The organism is Streptomyces sp. NEAU-YJ-81, from assembly GCF_017592595.1.
In the GTDB taxonomy this organism is placed as follows: domain Bacteria; phylum Actinomycetota; class Actinomycetes; order Streptomycetales; family Streptomycetaceae; genus Streptomyces; species Streptomyces hygroscopicus_B.
In genome coordinates this window covers 30,322-46,389 of sequence record NZ_JAGFNO010000025.1, presented here as the reverse complement: position 1 = coordinate 46,389, position 16,068 = coordinate 30,322, and the positions used below count along the sequence as shown (strand labels likewise).

The 16,068-nt window shown below is 73.0% G+C and carries 13 protein-coding genes; 7 read left to right on the top strand and 6 right to left on the bottom strand.

The genetic code is table 11. The features are described 5' to 3' along the window. Positions 1-86: 86 nt before the first annotated feature. Both J5X86_RS37055 and J5X86_RS37050 read right to left on the bottom strand, forming a co-directional pair. Positions 87-644, bottom strand: coding sequence for a hypothetical protein (locus J5X86_RS37055; protein WP_208521056.1), 558 nt, complete (start codon positions 642-644; stop codon positions 87-89). A 98-nt stretch (positions 645-742) separates the two neighbouring features. Next, positions 743-1,537, bottom strand: coding sequence for a glutamate racemase (locus J5X86_RS37050; protein WP_208521055.1), 795 nt, complete (start codon positions 1,535-1,537; stop codon positions 743-745). Between the two features lie 80 nt (positions 1,538-1,617). On the opposite strand from J5X86_RS37050, the gene J5X86_RS37045 reads away from it, so the two are divergent. Further along, positions 1,618-2,856: a glycosyltransferase gene (locus J5X86_RS37045; protein WP_208521130.1), complete on the top strand. Its 1,239-nt coding sequence runs from the start codon at positions 1,618-1,620 to the stop codon at positions 2,854-2,856. A 28-nt stretch (positions 2,857-2,884) separates the two neighbouring features. Here J5X86_RS37045 and J5X86_RS37040 read toward each other — a convergent pair whose 3' ends face one another. After that, a complete protein-coding gene (locus J5X86_RS37040) occupies positions 2,885-4,252 on the bottom strand; it encodes a TerD family protein (RefSeq protein WP_208521129.1) in 1,368 nt (455 codons plus the stop codon). Positions 4,253-4,491: 239 nt separating this feature from the next. On the opposite strand from J5X86_RS37040, the gene J5X86_RS37035 reads away from it, so the two are divergent. After that, positions 4,492-4,986 (top strand): DUF6643 family protein, encoded by a 495-nt coding sequence (locus J5X86_RS37035; RefSeq protein WP_208521054.1) that lies wholly within the window; start codon positions 4,492-4,494, stop codon positions 4,984-4,986. A gap of 440 nt (positions 4,987-5,426) precedes the next feature. On the opposite strand, the gene J5X86_RS37030 is transcribed toward J5X86_RS37035, so the two are convergent. Beyond that, on the bottom strand, positions 5,427-6,134 hold the full coding sequence (locus J5X86_RS37030) for a response regulator transcription factor (RefSeq protein WP_078647819.1): 708 nt from the start codon (positions 6,132-6,134) through the stop codon (positions 5,427-5,429). Between the two features lie 109 nt (positions 6,135-6,243). After that, on the bottom strand, positions 6,244-6,693 hold the full coding sequence (locus J5X86_RS37025; RefSeq protein WP_208521053.1) for a cyclic nucleotide-binding domain-containing protein: 450 nt from the start codon (positions 6,691-6,693) through the stop codon (positions 6,244-6,246). 218 nt (positions 6,694-6,911) lie between these two features. On the opposite strand from J5X86_RS37025, the gene J5X86_RS37020 reads away from it, so the two are divergent. From J5X86_RS37020 to J5X86_RS37000, 5 genes are all read left to right on the top strand, one after another. Further along, the gene (locus tag J5X86_RS37020; protein ID WP_078645717.1) at positions 6,912-7,370 is read left to right on the top strand and encodes an ATP-binding protein; all 459 of its coding nucleotides are present in this window, start codon (positions 6,912-6,914) and stop codon (positions 7,368-7,370) included. A 79-nt stretch (positions 7,371-7,449) separates the two neighbouring features. Beyond that, positions 7,450-8,409: a universal stress protein gene (locus J5X86_RS37015; protein WP_208521052.1), complete on the top strand. Its 960-nt coding sequence runs from the start codon at positions 7,450-7,452 to the stop codon at positions 8,407-8,409. Positions 8,410-8,524: 115 nt separating this feature from the next. Then, positions 8,525-10,282, top strand: coding sequence for a GAF domain-containing sensor histidine kinase (locus J5X86_RS37010; protein ID WP_208521051.1), 1,758 nt, complete (start codon positions 8,525-8,527; stop codon positions 10,280-10,282). An 80-nt stretch (positions 10,283-10,362) separates the two neighbouring features. Continuing rightward, a complete protein-coding gene (locus tag J5X86_RS37005; RefSeq protein ID WP_208521050.1) occupies positions 10,363-10,965 on the top strand; it encodes a hypothetical protein in 603 nt (200 codons plus the stop codon). A gap of 213 nt (positions 10,966-11,178) precedes the next feature. Beyond that, the gene (locus J5X86_RS37000; protein ID WP_208521049.1) at positions 11,179-13,617 is read left to right on the top strand and encodes a right-handed parallel beta-helix repeat-containing protein; all 2,439 of its coding nucleotides are present in this window, start codon (positions 11,179-11,181) and stop codon (positions 13,615-13,617) included. Here the strand turns inward: J5X86_RS37000 and J5X86_RS36995 are convergent. Further along, the gene (locus J5X86_RS36995) at positions 13,587-16,019 is read right to left on the bottom strand and encodes a hypothetical protein (RefSeq protein WP_208521048.1); all 2,433 of its coding nucleotides are present in this window, start codon (positions 16,017-16,019) and stop codon (positions 13,587-13,589) included. The two genes, J5X86_RS37000 and J5X86_RS36995, sit on opposite strands and share 31 nt — an antisense overlap. Between the last annotated feature and the right edge of the window lie 49 nt (positions 16,020-16,068).

Below are 16,068 nucleotides of genomic sequence, written 5' to 3'. Positions count from 1 at the left end.
GAGAATGCGGGCCCCTGACAGCCGCGACGGACAGCGCGTCCCCCGAAAGGCATCCGCGTCCCCCGAAAGAGGGGGACGGGGACCGGCTAGACCTGGGAGGTGCGCGCCGCGATCAGCCGCACCCGGTCACGGATGACCCGGACCGCCGCCTCCGCGTCGTCGACCGTGACCGTGAAGACGCGCCCGTCCCCGAGGCGGACCACCACGCCCTCGCCTCGGCGCACCACCACCGCCGTGCCCTTGTCGGGGCGCCAGCGGTAGCCCCAGCCGCCCCACTGGCAGGGGGTGACCTTGCGGGCCACATCGGCGTGGACCACATCGCTGAGCGGGATGCGGCGGCGCGGGAGCCCCATATGGCCGCAGCGGATCTCCAGCACTTCGTCGTCGACCCGCACCGCCACATGGACGAAGGCGAGGGTGCCGAAGAGCATCAGCAGCCCGGCGGTGACACAGCCGATGACGGACATCAGCAGCGGGGCGAGGCCCGAGCCCCATGGTGACTCGACGGCGAGGTCGACACCGAGCGCCAGGCACGCGGCGCCCGCCACGGCCAGCACCCACTGCCCGCGGTTGTGGGCTCGTCCGGTCCAGACCGCGGGCGGCTGCCCGTGGGCGCTCGGCGTTCCGTGGTCGTGGTGCCTCATGGTTGGCAGCGTACTCAGGTTCCGGCCACACGGCAGCGGGGAGAGTGATTCCGCTGGTGAACAGCGTTGCGGTCAGCTCACCGCACGAGGCGCCGCTGTCAACCGCGCGCCGGGGCGACGGGTGCCAGCAGCACTCCTTCGGCGTAGGTCAGGGCGACCTCCGGCAAGGGGGCCTCGCGCCCGCCGAGGATGACGGTCAGACCCCCGGGGGCGACCACGCCGTCCGGCGGAAAGGGGTCGGCGCCGATCCGGCGCAGGGCCTGGGCGGCGACGGCCCCGGCCGAGCCATGGAGGGCGATCGGCGGCGCGTCCGGCTGCTGCACGGCGGCCCGGATGCGGTCGGCGACCAGTTCGTAATGGGTGCAGCCCAGGACGACGGTCGTTACCTCGCGCGGAGTGCGGGCCGCCGCGGCGGCCACCGCGGCGTCGATCCCCTCGGTGTCGGCGTGCTGCACCGCGTCCGCGAGTCCCGGGCACGGCACCTCGGTCACCTCGACGCCGTCCGCGAAGTCGCGGATCAGTCCGCGCTGGTACGGGCTGCCGGTGGTGGCCGGAGTGGCCCAGATCGCGATCGGCCCTCCCCCGGCCGCCGCGGGCTTGATGGCGGGCACGGTCCCGACGACCGGCAGCACGGGCTCCAGCTCGGCCCGCAGCGCGGGCAGGGCGTGGACGGAAGCGGTGTTGCAAGCGACGATCAGCGCGTCGGGGCGGTGCGCGGCGGCGGCCCGAGCGCAGCCCAGGGCGAGCTGGGTGACCTCCTCGGGCGTGCGCGGTCCCCACGGCATGGTGGCGGGGTCGGAGGAGAGAAGGAGATCGGCGTCCGGCCGCAGTCGGCGCATCGCGGCGGCGGTGGGCAAGAGCCCGATTCCGGAGTCCATAAGCGCGATCTTCACCCGGTCACTTTAATGGATCGGTCCGGTGCGCCCGACGGCCGGGCACACCTTCGGGCAGACTTCGGCGGGTGAGCGCGCTGATGTGGATCGCCGCCGGGTCGTTGGCCGCATGGCTGTGGCTGCTGCTGGGCCAGGGCTTCTTCTGGCGTACGGACGTCCGGCTGCCCCGGAGGGGCCCGGACGGCTCCGGGCCGCCGGAGCCCGCGGCATGGCCCTCGGTGGCCGTCGTGGTGCCCGCCCGGGACGAGTCCGCCGTGCTTCCGGCCAGCCTGCCCTCGCTGCTCGCCCAGGACTATCCGGGACCGGCGGAGATCTTCCTGATCGACGACGGCAGCTCGGACGGCACCGGAAAGCTCGCCCGTGAACTGGCCGAGGAGTACGGAGGGCTGCCGCTGACCGTCGACTCCCCCGGCGAACCCGGCCCGGGCTGGACCGGCAAGCTGTGGGCGGTGCGGCACGGCATGGCGCTCGCGACGACCCGTATCGCCGCGGACCGTGCGGGCGACGGCGACCGTAAGGACGAGGGCGACCGTAAGGACGACGTCGGCGTCGACTACCTGCTGCTGACGGACGCGGATATCGCGCATGAACCGGACTCCCTGCGGGAGTTGGTGCGCGCGGCCGAGGCGAACGGACTGGACCTCGTCTCCCAGATGGCGCGGCTGCGGGTGGCGACCTGCTGGGAGCGGCTGATCGTGCCCGCCTTCGTCTACTTCTTCGCCCAGCTGTACCCCTTTCGGTGGGTCAACCGGCCCCGGGGGCGCACCGCGGCGGCCGCGGGCGGCTGTGTGCTGCTGCGCCGGGAGGCGGCCGAGCGGGCCGGGATCCCGGAGACGATCCGGCAGTCGGTCATCGACGACGTGGCGCTGGCCCGCACGGTGAAACGGTCCGGCGGGCGGATCTGGCTGGGGCTGGCCGACCGGGTCGACAGCGTGCGGCCGTATCCGCGGCTGGGCGAGCTGTGGCGGATGGTCTCGCGCAGCGCGTACACCCAGCTGCGCCACAATCCCCTGCTGTTGCTGATGACGGTCGCGGGGCTGGCGGTGGTGTACCTCGTGCCGCCCACGGCCGTGGGCGCCGGGGTGTTGACGGGGCGTCCCGCACTACTGTCGCTGGGAGCCGCCGCCTGGGTCCTGATGGCGGGCAGCTACATCCCGATGCTGCGCTACTACCGGCAGACCCTGTGGCTGGCGCCGCTGCTGCCCCTGACGGCCCTTCTCTACCTCCTGATGACCGTGGACTCGGCGGTGCGGCACCACCTCGGACAGGGCGCGGCCTGGAAGGGACGCACGTACGCCCGCCCCAGCGCCGCGCCCTGACGACAGCCGCGCCCCGTGCACCGGGCCTTCACTTGCGGCCGGGTGTCCAGTTCATGCCCCAGCCGTAGGCGTGGTCGAGGGTGCGCTGCGGGCTGACGCCGCGCTGCGGCACCAGATAGCGGGCCTCGCGCTGTACGACGAGATCGCTGCCGGTGTTGGTGATGAGCGCGAGCGCGCAGACCGGGGACGGGACGGTGCACTCGTCGAGCGAGAAGTCGATCGGGGCGCCGAACTGCGGCTGCAGGGTGACCGTGGCGTGGAGGTTGGCGAAGCTGCGGGCGCCCTCGTAGATGGTCACGAAGACCAGGATCCGGCGGAACGACCGCAGGTGGTCGAGGTTGATGGAGAGGTTCTCACCGGCCGCCCGGGCACCGGTCCGGTCGTCGGCGTCCAGGTGGATGAAGGGCGGCTGGCGCAGCGAGCCGAACGAGTTGCCGAGCGCCTGGACCACGCCCTTGCTGCCGTCGGAGAGTTCGAACAGCGCCCCCAGGTCGAGATCGAGCTCGTTGTGCATGGCCATGGCCTTGCCCAGCTTGGAGGCCCACCCCGAGAACTGCTTGTGCACCTGCCAGTTGAGGTTGACCCGCATGGTGCCGGAGGTGCCGCCCTGCTTGGTGAGCGAGACCGCGGGCGCCTCCTTCGTCAGGGTGACCTTGCTGAGGCTCACCGGCGCCGAGCCGGGCGCGGGAGCCGGGGCGGCCGGTGCGGTGGGCGGGGGCGGCGGAAGGGGCGTGGAGGCGGCGGTGGGCGGCGGAGGCGGGTACGCCCCGGCAGGAGGGCCGGACGGCGGTGCGGGGGCGGCGTACGGGTTCTGCCCGGCGCTCGGCGGCGCGGCGGGGGCAGGAACGGGGGCGGCGGGCTGAGCGGGCGTCTGCTGCGGTTCGTCGACGCTGATGCCGAAGTCCGTGGCGAGCCCCGCCAGCCCGCTCTCGTACCCCTGGCCCACCGCGCGGAACTTCCAGGCGCCCTGCCTGCGGTACAGCTCGCCGAAGACGAAGGCGGTCTCGACGGTGGCGTCCTCGCTGTCGAAGCGGGCGAGCTCCGCGCCGCCCGCGGCGTCCAGCACCCGGATGTGCAGACCGGGGACCTGACCGAACGTTCCGCCATCGGCCGAGCCCGCGAGGACCACAGTGTCGATGGCGGGCTCCACGCGGGCGAGGTCCACCGAAAGGGTGTCGGTCACGGTGTCACCCGTGGTCCGCTTCCCCTCGTGGCGCACCGCGCCGGAGGAGTGCGCCGCCTGGTTGTAGAACACGAAGTCCCCGTCGGACCTGACCTTTCCGGACATCAGCAGCAGCGCCGAGGCGTCCACGTCCGGTGCCCCCGGTCCGGCGCGCCAGCCGAGCTCGATCCGCACCGCGCTTGCCGGTACTGGCGTGTTACCGCCCTTGCGCATCGCCATTTCCGTCCCCCTGCCTCTCTGTTCGCTCGGTCACCGGGCCGCTCGGCCGCCGCATAGCGCGGACCACCGGTGGTTACCCGCTGAAAACGCGCTCTTTACACGATCTCAACGTACCCTGACGACCGATTTTCCCGGGTTCGCTCGGATTGGGGATCCACGGCCACTCCGAACACTGAAAACAACCCTCCTACCGGACTCCCCAATCAGCACATGGTGGGCTTAACTTATGGTCTATGACCTCCCCCCGCAGCACTTACGGTGGCGGCTACTACTCCTCGCCGTCCTTCCCGGACACCCCCATCTACGACAGCCTTGTCGCCGAGCGGGGCACACCACAGATCGCACCCATCAGGGTGCCGTCCGCCTACGACACCGGAAGTCATCTTCCGGCCCTGCCCTCAGCGCTTCCCGCGCTGCCGGCCGCGCCCTCGCCGCAGCCCATGTACCAGGGCTACCAGCAGCAGCCGCAGCCCACCGGGCTGCAGCAGGCGCACGCGCCCTACATCCCGCCGCAGCCGACCGGCCCGCGGGGCTACCCGGGCACTCAGCAGCCGCAGATGCAGCGCCCCGGCCCGGCCGCGCCGATGGGGTACGAGGCGATGCGCCCGGCCATGGCGCGTCCGGCCGCGCCGCGTCCGGCGGCCCCCGCGCCGTCTCCCTACGAGGACCCTTACGGGCGTCAGCAGTACCCGGGCGGCCGGTCGCCGCAGCCGGGAGGCGGCTACTGACACGTGTCGGGAGGTGATGCGACCGGGCCGGTGCCCGGTCGCGGGAAGGATCGGGCCGGATGGGGCATCCCCGTCCGGCCCCTGATTTTTGTGCGGGCCGTCCGGCCTCTGGATTTCCGGGGGCCGGGACGGTCCTGTCTCTCGAGGGGGCCGTTCGGCCCCTCCCCGGCGGCGGAACGCATCGCGATGCTGGACCGGGCAATTCCGCGAGCCATCTCCATCACGGGGGCGGACCGGGCTCTCACTCCACTGCGGTGAAGGGCATCTCGGCCGGTCCGCCTCGTTCGGTGTGGGGCGCGGGGCCGGCAGGGGAGCCGGTCTCGCGCTCCATGCGAAACGCGCGCCGGGCCCACCGTAAGGACGTCACCAGGACCACCGTAGGGGCGTCATCCGGCCCGCCGTAAGGACGTCATCGGCTCGAGGCCGTACCGCTCACGGGCTCACTGACCCGTTTCGCGCTCCTTGATCCGCTCGGCGATCACCGCGGCCTGAATGCGCCGCCCCACGCCCAGCTTGGACAGGATCGCGGAGATGCGGTTCTTGACGGTCTTCTCGGCCAGGAACAGCCGCTCGGCGATCTGCCGGTTGGTCAGCCCGTCGCCGATGAGCTGGAGGATCTCCCGCTCCCGGGGTGACAGGTTCTCCAGCTCCACGGGCCCGCTGGGCGCGGGGCCGCGCAGCCGGGCCATCACCCGTGCGGTGGCGCCGGGGTCGAGCATGGAGCGGCCGTCGGCCACGGTACGCACCGCCGACACCAGGTCGGATCCGTTGATCTGCTTGAGCACATAGCCCGCGGCCCCGGCCATGATGGCGTCGAACAGCGCCTCGTCGTCGTCGAAGGACGTCAGCATCAGACAGGCGAGATCGGGGAGGCGGGCCCGCAACTCCCGGCAGACCTCGATCCCTTCGTGGTCCCCGCCGTCGCCCGAGGAGCCGAGCCGTACGTCGAGCACCGCGACCCGTGGCCGGACGGCGGGGGCGCGGGCGATGGCCTCGCGGGCGTTGGCCGCCTCGCCGACCACCTTCAGATCGGATTCGGCGTCGAGCAGGTCACGCAGTCCGCGCCGCACCACCTCGTGGTCGTCGAGCAGAAAGACCCTGATGGGGCCGTCGGGGTCGGCTGTCTGGGGCACGGCCTCTCCATCCATGGCGCACGGGTCGCCGGTCGCGATCCGGCTGCCCAGCTTTACGTTCTGCCGCAGGGCGGCGTAAGGGGCCATTCGGCCCCCGGGCCGCTCTCCGCGCCCTCCGGCCCGATCATGGCGAGATCCCGCCCGCGTACGGCCCGTACAGATCCAGCAGCCGGGTGCGGGCGCTCTGCAGCCGGCCCCCGATCACCTGGGCACAGGCCAGCGCGAGGGCATAGCCGAGCTCCGGGTCCTCGTCGCACAGCCGGCGCACCGCCTCCGCGTTGAATTCGTGCGCGCGCACCGGGCTGAGCGCCTCCGCGCCCAAATGCCAGGTGTCCGGCGGGAAGAGCCAGGACCAGCCGATGAGCTCTCCGGGGCCGAGGGTCTCGATCACCGCGGCCCGCCGCCCCGGGACATGCAGATCGAGGGTGACCGCGCCGGTGCGGATGATCCAGAAGCGATCGGCCCTACGGCCCTCCTCGAAGATGCGACCGCCCGCGGGGAAGGACACATCGTGGGCAAGCGCCATCACCCGCTCACGATGTTCGGTCTTCAGCGCGCTCAGAAGTCCCATCATGACCTCACTCTGCCGTTTCCTCTCCCCCCTCGCCCCTCGGCGGTCACTGTGCTTACGAGACGACGAGAGGCAGCGATCCAAAGCGATACGCCGACGATCGGGTATCGCTTAACCCTTACCCATTTCCGGTCACGTTTCCGATATGACACGTCATTCGTGGTCGTGATGACCGATGAGGCCCCACTCCCCGTACCCTCGGCTGCTTCACCGACCCTGCGATGTCGCTCGTACTCGTCACCAAACGGGAGGCACTGGTGCTAGCCGACCCTCGTCGGTCCGCCGATCGAGCCGGAGAACACCTGCTCCACCGCCATTTCACCGCCGACGAGCTGCCCCGGCTGCGGGTGCAGATCGAGGAGTGCGCGGCCTGGGCCGGGCTCTGCGAGGCCCGCCGCGGGGACTTCGTGCTGGCCGTGGACGAGATCGCCAACAACGCCATCGAGCATGCGGGCGGCACCGGCTCCCTGCTGCTGCGGCGGGTCGGCGACGAGTTGGAGTGCCGGATCAGCGACTCCGGCCCCGGCTTCTCCGAGGACGTCATCCCCCGGATCCTGCCGGGGCTGGACGGCGCCACCAGCGGCCGCGGACTGTGGCTGACCCAGCTGGTCACCGACCGGCTGGTGATCAGCGCGGGGGCGGTGGGTGCCGTGGTGACGCTGGCCATGCGGCTGCGCTGAGTGAGCCGCCGGACTCCCTCGGCGACCGCTTCGGCGGGACAATGGGAGGGGACACACCCATGTGCCGGCAGGAGAGGCGGTGGGCACGGTGGAGCTTCCCGTGGTCGTCGGGGTCGACGGTTCGGACGCCGCCTCGGACGCACTGGACTGGGCGGCCGAGCTGGCCGGGCGCCGCGGGCTGCCGCTGCGCGTCGTCCACGCCTCCCTGTGGGAGCGGTACGAGGGCTACGTCGCCGGAACGGCCGCCGACCGCCCCGCCGAGCGGCTCCACAGCGAGGCGGTGCTGGCCGCCGCGGCCGAGCGGGCCGGGCGGCGGGTGCCCGCCCTGAAGGTGATGACCGACCTGGCGGCCGACGACGCGGTCACCGCCCTGCTGCGCGCCGGGCAGAGCGCCGAGGCGCTGGTGGTCGGCTCGCGCGGCCGCGGCGAGTTCGCCTCCCTGCTGCTCGGCTCGGTCGGACTGGGCATCGCGGCCCGCGCCCAGTGCCCGGTGGTCGTGGTGCGCGGCCGCCCGGAGAACGTGCACGGCGGGATGAACCGGGTGGTGGTGGGAATCGCCGAGCGCGAGCGCCCGAGCGAGCGGGAGCCCGCGCCGCCCTCCGCCGCCGTCGCGTTCGCCCTGCGCGAGGCGCGGCTGCGCGGCGGGGAACTGGAGGCGGTGCACGCATGGCGCTGCGCGGGCCCCGAGGACCACGGAACGCGCGAGAGCCATAGGGCACACGGGAACCACAGGGCACGCGAGAACCACGCAGGACACGAGAGCCACGGAGCGCGCGAGGACCACGCACGGCGCGCCGCCGAGCTCCTGGACGAGACGCTGGGCGGCGCCACGGCGGCCGGGCTGCCGCCGGTGCCGGTGGCACACCGCCCGGTCGAGGGCTCGGCGCGCAAGGCGCTGCTGGACGCCTCCGCGCACGCCGATCTGCTGGTGGTGGGGGCCCGGCGACGGCAGGGGCACTTCGGCATGCAGCTCGGGCTTGTCAACCACGCCGTACTGCATCACGCCAAGTGCCCGGTCGCCGTGGTGCCGGTTTCCTAGGCTCTCGTCCCTCAGCGGCTCCTGACCCTGGCCGAGTTCCTTCCATAGCCGCCACCACCGGCCCCTGCCCCGGCTACCCTGCTGGTGAGAGGCTCATGGGGGGGACGGTGGCCAGGTGTCGGGCAGTGCGGATCAGGGACGCCATCCGGCCCTCCCCCAACTCCGGCTCGACCAGCTTCTCGATGAGCTCCAGGCGCGGCTGGACGCCGCCCGGTCCACCCAGGACCGGATGCACAACCTGCTGGAGGCCGTGCTCAGCGTGGGCCGCGAGCTGGATCTGGAGCAGGTGCTGCGCCGGATCGTGGAGTCCGCGGTGGTGCTTGCCGACGCGGAGTACGGCGCGCTGGGCGTGATCGACCGGCATCGGCTCTCGCAGTTCCTGCCGGTGGGCATATCCGAGGAACGAGCCCACCGCATCGGCCCGTTGCCCAGTGGTCACGGACTGCTCGGCGAGCTGATCCGCCACCCCCAGTCACTGCGGCTCACCGATCTGTCGGAGCATCCGGCGAGCTATGGCTTCCCCGAGCACCATCCGCCGATGCGCTCGTTCCTCGGCGTGCCGATCCGGGTCCGTGACGAGGTCTTCGGGAATCTCTATCTGACCGAGAAGCGCGGGGGCGTCCAGTTCGACGCCGATGACGAGGCGGTGCTGACCACCCTGTCGGTCGCCGCCGGGGTGGCCATCGACAACGCCCGGCTGTACCACGAGAGCCGACGCCGCGAGCAGTGGCTGGAGGCGCTCGGCGTCATCACCCGTACGCTGCTGGCGGGCACCGCGGCGGGCGAGGCGCTGAGCCTGATCGCCCGGCTCGCCCTGCAGGTGGCCCTCGCCGACTCGGCGGCGATCCTGCTGCCGGCCACGGGCACCGACTCCCTGATGGTCGAGGTGGCCGAGGGGCATGACGCGGAGGCCATCGGCGGGCTCGTGGTGCCCTCCGACGGCTCGCTGGCCGGGCTCGCCGCCCGCACCGGACGCCCCGCGGTCGCCTCGGACGTACGGGTGGACTCCCGGGCCCGGTCCTGGCCGCTGCCGGCTCCGGAGAGCGAGTTCGGCCCGGTGGTGGCCGTACCGCTGGTCGCGGGCGCGCGGGCCTCCGGTGCGCTGCGGCTGTGCCGGCTCGCCGGGCGGCAGCCCTTCGACGACCATGAGGTGGAGCTGCTCTCAGGGTTCGCGGCGCAGGCGGCGCTCGCGCTGGAACTGGCCCGGCACCGCGCCGAGTCCGAGCACATGGCGCTGCTCCAGGACCGTGACCGGATCGCCCGGGACCTCCATGATCTGGCCATTCAGCGGCTCTTCGCGACCGGTCTCACCCTGCAGAGCGCGGGCCGGCTGATCGAACGCCCGGAGGCGGCCGAACGGGTGGGGCGGGCAGTCGACGACCTGGACGAGACCATCAAGATCATCCGTTCCACCATCTTCGCCCTGCGCACGGTCGGGGACGACGGCGGCGAGCCCGCCACGCTGCGGCGCCGGCTGGTCAAGGCCGTCCGGTCGGCCTCCGACACCCTGGGCTTCGCACCGTCGCTGCTGATGGACGGCCCGGTGGACACCGATGTGCCGGACACGACCGGCGACCATGTGCTGGCGGTGCTCGCCGAGGCACTCAGCAACACCGTGCGGCACGCCCATGCCCAGCGGGTGGAGGTGCGGCTGACCGTCGGCGCCGACATCACCTTGGTGGTCGCGGACAACGGGGTGGGCATCGGGGGCGCGGCCCCCAGCGGAGGGCTGGTCAACATGCGGTCAAGGGCCGAACTCCTGGGCGGCACATTGGACATCGAGGCGCCCGAGGCGGGCGGCACCCGGCTGGTCTGGTGTGTCCCTCTGAACCGCCGACGGCCCGCCGGAACGGCGAAAGGGCTGGCCCCGTGATATTGCTCTCTCTTCACCGAATTCGCGCATATCCGGCCCGCCATGCGGTACCCACGAATGGGGAAGGGGGTATGTGATCCATGCGAATGATCTGGGGGCTGTGGCGCTGGCGGCGTAATCCGCTGCGCCGTAAGACCGACGTCGTGGAGGCGTGCGCGGCAATGATCGCCGCGGCGCTCATCCTGCTCGTCGCCCCCGTCGCCGGCTGGGCATCGGGGTCCTTGGCGCACGGGGCGCTGGTGAGGGCCGCGCACGAACAGCGGGCCGAGCGTCATCCACTCTCGGCCACCGTGCTGAAGGTGCTGCCGCATCCGCCCATCGACTCCGATCCCGAGACCGCTTCCGCGAGAGACGCGCACCGCCGCGTCCTCGCGCGCTGGACGGGGCCGGACGGCAGCAGACACCAGGGCACGCTCGGGGCCCACCCCGGTGCCGATCCCGGTGAGCGGTTCCGGATCTGGACCGATGACCACGGCCGCCCGGTGGGCCGCCCGCTGGACACCGCGACGGCCACCACCCACGCCGTGCTGGCCGGGATCGGCGCGGCCGGGGCGACGGCGGTCCTGGTGGACGGCGCCCGGCGGCTGGTCGTATGGCGGCTCATGCGCCGACGCTACACACAGTGGGACATCGCCTGGGAGCGAGCCGGTCAGGACTGGGGCCGGGCGGACGCCGACAGCTAGCCCCTGCGAGTGGGCCGTTGGCCCCTGCGAGTGGGCAGTGCACGGGCGGGAGTTGTCATATGAACGCCAACTCCGCCCGTGCTCCACAGGCAGGTCATCTCATGACGCCGTGCGCACGCTACGGTGGGGCATTCCATATGCGCAGCGACAGTCCGCAGCGGCAGTCAGGCGTGCGCACACCGGCAACGCACGAGGTGGGGGCACAGCAGCACCATGGCACAGGGCTCGGTCGTCCAGGTGACGCACAGCGGAACGTCGCGGTGGCGGCGCCGCACCGGAGAGTACGCCTCCCTCACGGCGGCCCTGGAGGCCGCCGGGGACGGTGATGTGCTCTCCATCTCGCCCGGCACCTACCGCGAGAATCTGGTGGTGGGCCGGGCCGTCACACTGCGCGGCCCCGAGGGCTCGGCACGCGGTTCGGTGCGCATCGCGCCGGTGGACGGAGTCGCGCTGACGATACGCGCCTCCGCCGTGGTCCAGGATCTGCATGTCGAGGGCCAGGACTCGGCCGCCCCCGCGCTGCTGATCGAGGACGCCACCCCGGAGGTGTCCGACGTACGGGTCGCCACGCGCTCGGCGGTCGGCATCGAGGTGCGCGGCGGCGCCCGTCCGACCGTGCGGCGCTGCACCGTGGACAACCCCGCGGGCGTCGGGCTCAGCGTGCTGGGCGGCGCGGGCGGGGTGTTCGAGGAGTGCGAGGTGGTGGCCGCCGGGCAGTCCGGGGTGGCGGTGCGCGGCGGCGCCCGTCCGCGCCTGGACCGCTGTCGGGTCCACCACGCGTCCGGGGCGGGCTTCTCGCTGACCGGCGAGGGCTCCTCGCTGGAGGCCGTCGGCTGCGAGGTGTACGAGATCAGGGGCGCCGGGGTGCAGGTATCCGGGCGCGCGACCGGGCATCTCACCGACTGCCGGGTGCACCGTACGACGTCCGACGGGGTCAACCTGGACACGGACGCGGTGCTCACGCTCGCCGACTGCGAGATCCATGACATCCCGGAGAACGCGATCGACCTGAGGTCGCGTTCGGTGCTGACGCTGACCCGCTCCACGGTGCGCCGGTTCGGGCGCAACGGCCTGTCCGTGTGGGACCCGGGCACCCGGGTGGACGCCAACCAGTGCGAGCTGCACGAGAGCACCGGCGACTATCCGGCGGTCTGGGTGAGCGACGGGGCGACCGCTGTGCTCGACTCGTGCCGGGTGCGCGAGGTGCCGGACGCGCTGTTCGTCCTGGACCGCGGATCGCGGGTCGATGTGGTCGACAGCGATCTGTCGCAGGTGCGCTCCACCGCGGTCTCGGTCAGCGACGGGGCCATCGTCCAGCTGGATGACTGCCGCATCCGGGAGGCGGCCACCGGGGCGTGGTTCCGCGACCACGGCAGCGGCGGCACGCTCGCCAACTGCACGATAGACGGGGCCGCCACCGGAGTGATCGTCACCAAGGGCGCCGATCCGACGGTCGAGCGCACCACGGTCTCCGGGCCGACAGAGGCCGGGTTCTACGTGTCCGCCGAGGGCCGGGGCACGTTCACCGGCTGCCGGGTGACCGGCAGCGGGGGCTACGGCTTCCACATCATCGACGGCTGCCGCACCACCTTGACCCGGTGCCGTACGGAGCGGTGTGCGCGCGGCGGGTACGAGTTCTCCGAGGCGGGGCCGCTCGTCGAGGACTGCACCAGCGACGAGAGCGCCACCACGGCGCTGGGCTCCCCGACCACGCCCGGCCGGCCCCCGCTCACCGCGCCCGCCGTGGAGACCGCCGCCTCGACGGGCGGGCTGCTGGGCGGCGTCCCGTCGCAGCGGTCCGTCCAGACCTCCGCGCCCGCCGTCGAGCCCCCGGTCTCCGTCCGGCCTTCCTCGGCGGTGCTGGGCGAACTCGACACACTGGTCGGGCTGGAGAGCGTCAAGCGCGAGGTGCGCGCTCTTACCGACATGATCGAGGTGGGCCGGCGGCGTCAGGAGGCCGGGCTCAAGGCCGCCTCCGCCCGCCGCCATCTGGTCTTCACCGGCTCCCCGGGCACCGGTAAGACGACGGTCGCCCGGCTCTACGGGGAGATCCTGGCCTCCCTCGGGGTGCTGGAGCGCGGCCATCTGGTGGAGGTCTCCCGGGTGGACCTGGTGGGTGAGCACATCGGCTCCACGGCCATACGCACCCAGGAGGCGTTCGACCGGGCGCGCGGCGGGGTGCTGTTCATCGACGAGGCGTACGCCCTCTCGCCGGAGGACTCCGGCCGGGACTTCGGCCGGGAGGCGATAGACACCCTGGTCAAGCTGATGGAGGACCACCGGGAAGCGGTCGTGGTCATCGTCGCGGGATACACCGCCGAGATGGAGCGCTTTCTGTCCGTCAACCCCGGTGTGGCCTCCCGCTTCTCGCGCACCATCACCTTCGGCGACTACGCCCCGGAGGAGCTGCTGCGGATCGTGGAGCAGCAGGCCGAGGAGCATGAGTACCGGATCGGCGAGGGGGCGGCGGAGGCGCTGCTGAAGTACTTCACGGCCCTTCCCAAGGGCCCGGCGTTCGGCAACGGGCGCACCGCCCGGCAGACCTTCGAGGCGATGGTGGAGCGGCATGCGGGTCGGGTCGCCCAGCTGAGCGACCCGACCAAGGACGACCTCACGCTGCTCTACCCCGAGGACCTGCCGGAGCTCATCTGACCGGCGGCCCCTTCCTGCGGAGGCGGCGGCGTCTGCTCCGGGAGCCGGGCCAGCAGCCCGGCCCGCTCCCGGTCGAAGACGGGGTCGGCCTGGTAGTCCCCATGCCCCAGGATCGGCGCGGGCAGCGGGTGTTCGGGCGTACGGCCATAGACCAGCGGGTCCTTGAGCGCGTCGCAGTCGACCTCGGGCCCGCTGCCGTCGGGCAGCCGGATGGGGCCGCCGATCGGGTCGGTGTAGCGCCACAGATTGCGCCAGTAGCGCACCTCGCCGTGGAGCGAGAGCAGCTGCGTGGGGCCGAAGTAGGCGGGGAACCAGCGCCCGTAGAGCCGCTCCAGCGGTGAGCCGTAGGTGAGCAGCGCGACCTGGCCGCGGGTGCGGTGGTCCAGCTGCCAGACCGACGCGGCGGCCAGCACACTGCCCTGGGAGTGGCCGGAGATGACCAGCCGGCCGCCGTACCGGCGGGTCCAGGTCTCCATCCGCCAGGTCAGATCGGGCACCGCCCGCTCGGCGTAGCACGGGGGCGCGAAGGGGTGGGCGGCGCGCGGCCAGAAGGTGCCCACGTCCCACAGGATGCCGATGGTGCGGCGGGCGGAGGGGCTGCGGTAGGCGCGGCGGGCCCAGGTGACCAGCATCAGGAAGGCCAGGCCCATCAGCCAGGAGCCCAGCGCCTGCGCGGTCTGGGCGGCGGCGTCCACGGCCCCGGGCGCGTCGTCGGCGGCCCGCCCCGGCACCTGGTCCGTGACCCAGGCCCCGGTGACGGCGGCGGCGCCGAACAGCAGGGTCAGCAGCGCGACGGGGCCGACGATCCACGGGGCGGAGTCGGTGAGGCCGGCGCGGGCGATCGTGCGCGCGATCCGCCGGGTGCGCACCGGGTCGGGCCGCTCCCCCGGATAGCCGTCCATGATGGTCGGCAGCAACTGGTTGCGCACCCGCCACACTCTTACGGTGAAGATCAGCAGCAGCCCGACCAGGGCGAGCAGCAGCGCGGGGATGGCCGTGGCCAGCCAGGTCAGCAGAACCGGCGGGGCGATGCCCGGCCCCTCACCGGGGGTGGCGCCGCCGTCCAGCCAGTCGGCGAAGCGCTGGGCGATACCGCCCGCGAGCACCGCGCCGAGCCCGCAGGCGAGCACGGCGACGGCGGGCCCGGCGAGCCCGTACAGCGGCGTGCGGCCGGGAGCGGAGCGGCGGAGGACCAGGGCGCACACCGCCATGGTCACGATCAGGACGCCCTCCCCTATGGCGATCGCGCAGAACGCCTGGTTGCCCGGCAGCTTGCCGGTGGAGGCCCAGCCGGGGCGGGACCACCCGGCATACAGCACGGAGAGCGCCAGCACCGCGAGGGCCGCGCCTGGCAGCGCGGTGATGGTGATGCGGTCCAGCTCCCCGTCGACCTTGGTCTCACTGCGGCCGCGGTAGCACACCACCGCCACCACCGCGACCGCGCCCACGGCGAGCAGCGTCAGCAGCGCCCAGCCCGCGGCGTCCTGCAGCCCGCCGCCGCCCGGCTTGCGGTCGTAGGTGGTGGTGGGCAGGGTCAGGCCTGCCGCGATGGTGAGGAAGCCGGCGGCGGTGTGCGCGGCGCGCAGCCGGGCGACGATCCTGCGGCCGTACCAGAAGCCGGGCAGGCACAGCGCGGGGCGGTTGCCCGCCTCGGGGGCGGACTCGTCGACCGGGCGCTCCAGCGGCGGGGAGGACTCGTACGCGCTCCAGGTGCGGTTGGACAGGTACCACAGCAGTCCGGTGAGCGCGCCGGGCAGCACCGCGGCGAGCGCGAGCCTGCGGCCGGGCTGGCTCCACCAGCCGTGGTTCTCCGGGGACAGGAAGCCCAGCCAGGACTTGCCCCCGGCGCAGTCGGCCGAACCGGCACACTGCCAGGCGATCAGGTCCAGGGCCACCTCACAGGCCCCGGCGATCAGCAGCACGGTCAAGGTGAGCGCCACGAGCCGGACGAACAGGCCGTAGGTGCGCACGGTCCGCTCGCGCCGGTCGGCCGGGGGCCGCATCCAGTGGGCGAGGTTGGCGACCATGAACGGCAGTAAAAGCAGCCACAGGGCGCGTGAGCTGTTGCCCGAGGTGAGGTTGCACCATACGTATGCCTCGCGGATCGGGCCCTCACGGTCCTCCGGCGGGCGCTGCTCGGCGTCGACCTCGTCCGCCCTGCGGTAGACGGCCGCGGTCTCGTCGCCGGTGACCCGGCAGGTGCGCGGATCGCGCAGCATCTCCTCGGGGGTGGTGCCGCCCACTCCGTGGACGAGGAGTTCGAGATCGGGCGGCGCTCCGCCCTTACGGGCTGCCGTCGCCCGTTGCGCCCCGTCGGCCGGCGTGTCCGTAGGCATGGTCGCTGGCACCGTGTCCCCCGATTCCGGTGTGGTGCGGTCGTTCTGCTCCAGGATTGTGCCCATCGGCCACCTCCCCCGACCCTGACAGAGCGGGCGTGGCGAAATCGTAACC

Bases quoted from the DNA above. Each gene is read 5' to 3' on its own strand.
- J5X86_RS37025 (WP_208521053.1), bottom strand. From the start codon at position 6,693: ATGATGGGACTTCTGAGCGCGCTGAAGACCGAACATCGTGAGCGGGTG.
- J5X86_RS36995 (WP_208521048.1), bottom strand. From the start codon at position 16,019: ATGGGCACAATCCTGGAGCAGAACGACCGCACCACACCGGAATCGGGG.
- J5X86_RS37005 (WP_208521050.1), top strand. From the start codon at position 10,363: ATGCGAATGATCTGGGGGCTGTGGCGCTGGCGGCGTAATCCGCTGCGC.
- J5X86_RS37035 (WP_208521054.1), top strand. From the start codon at position 4,492: ATGACCTCCCCCCGCAGCACTTACGGTGGCGGCTACTACTCCTCGCCG.
- J5X86_RS37030 (WP_078647819.1), bottom strand. From the start codon at position 6,134: ATGGATGGAGAGGCCGTGCCCCAGACAGCCGACCCCGACGGCCCCATC.
- J5X86_RS37000 (WP_208521049.1), top strand. From the start codon at position 11,179: ATGGCACAGGGCTCGGTCGTCCAGGTGACGCACAGCGGAACGTCGCGG.
- J5X86_RS37020 (WP_078645717.1), top strand. From the start codon at position 6,912: ATGTCGCTCGTACTCGTCACCAAACGGGAGGCACTGGTGCTAGCCGAC.
- J5X86_RS37045 (WP_208521130.1), top strand. From the start codon at position 1,618: ATGTGGATCGCCGCCGGGTCGTTGGCCGCATGGCTGTGGCTGCTGCTG.
- J5X86_RS37055 (WP_208521056.1), bottom strand. From the start codon at position 644: ATGAGGCACCACGACCACGGAACGCCGAGCGCCCACGGGCAGCCGCCC.
- J5X86_RS37040 (WP_208521129.1), bottom strand. From the start codon at position 4,252: ATGCGCAAGGGCGGTAACACGCCAGTACCGGCAAGCGCGGTGCGGATC.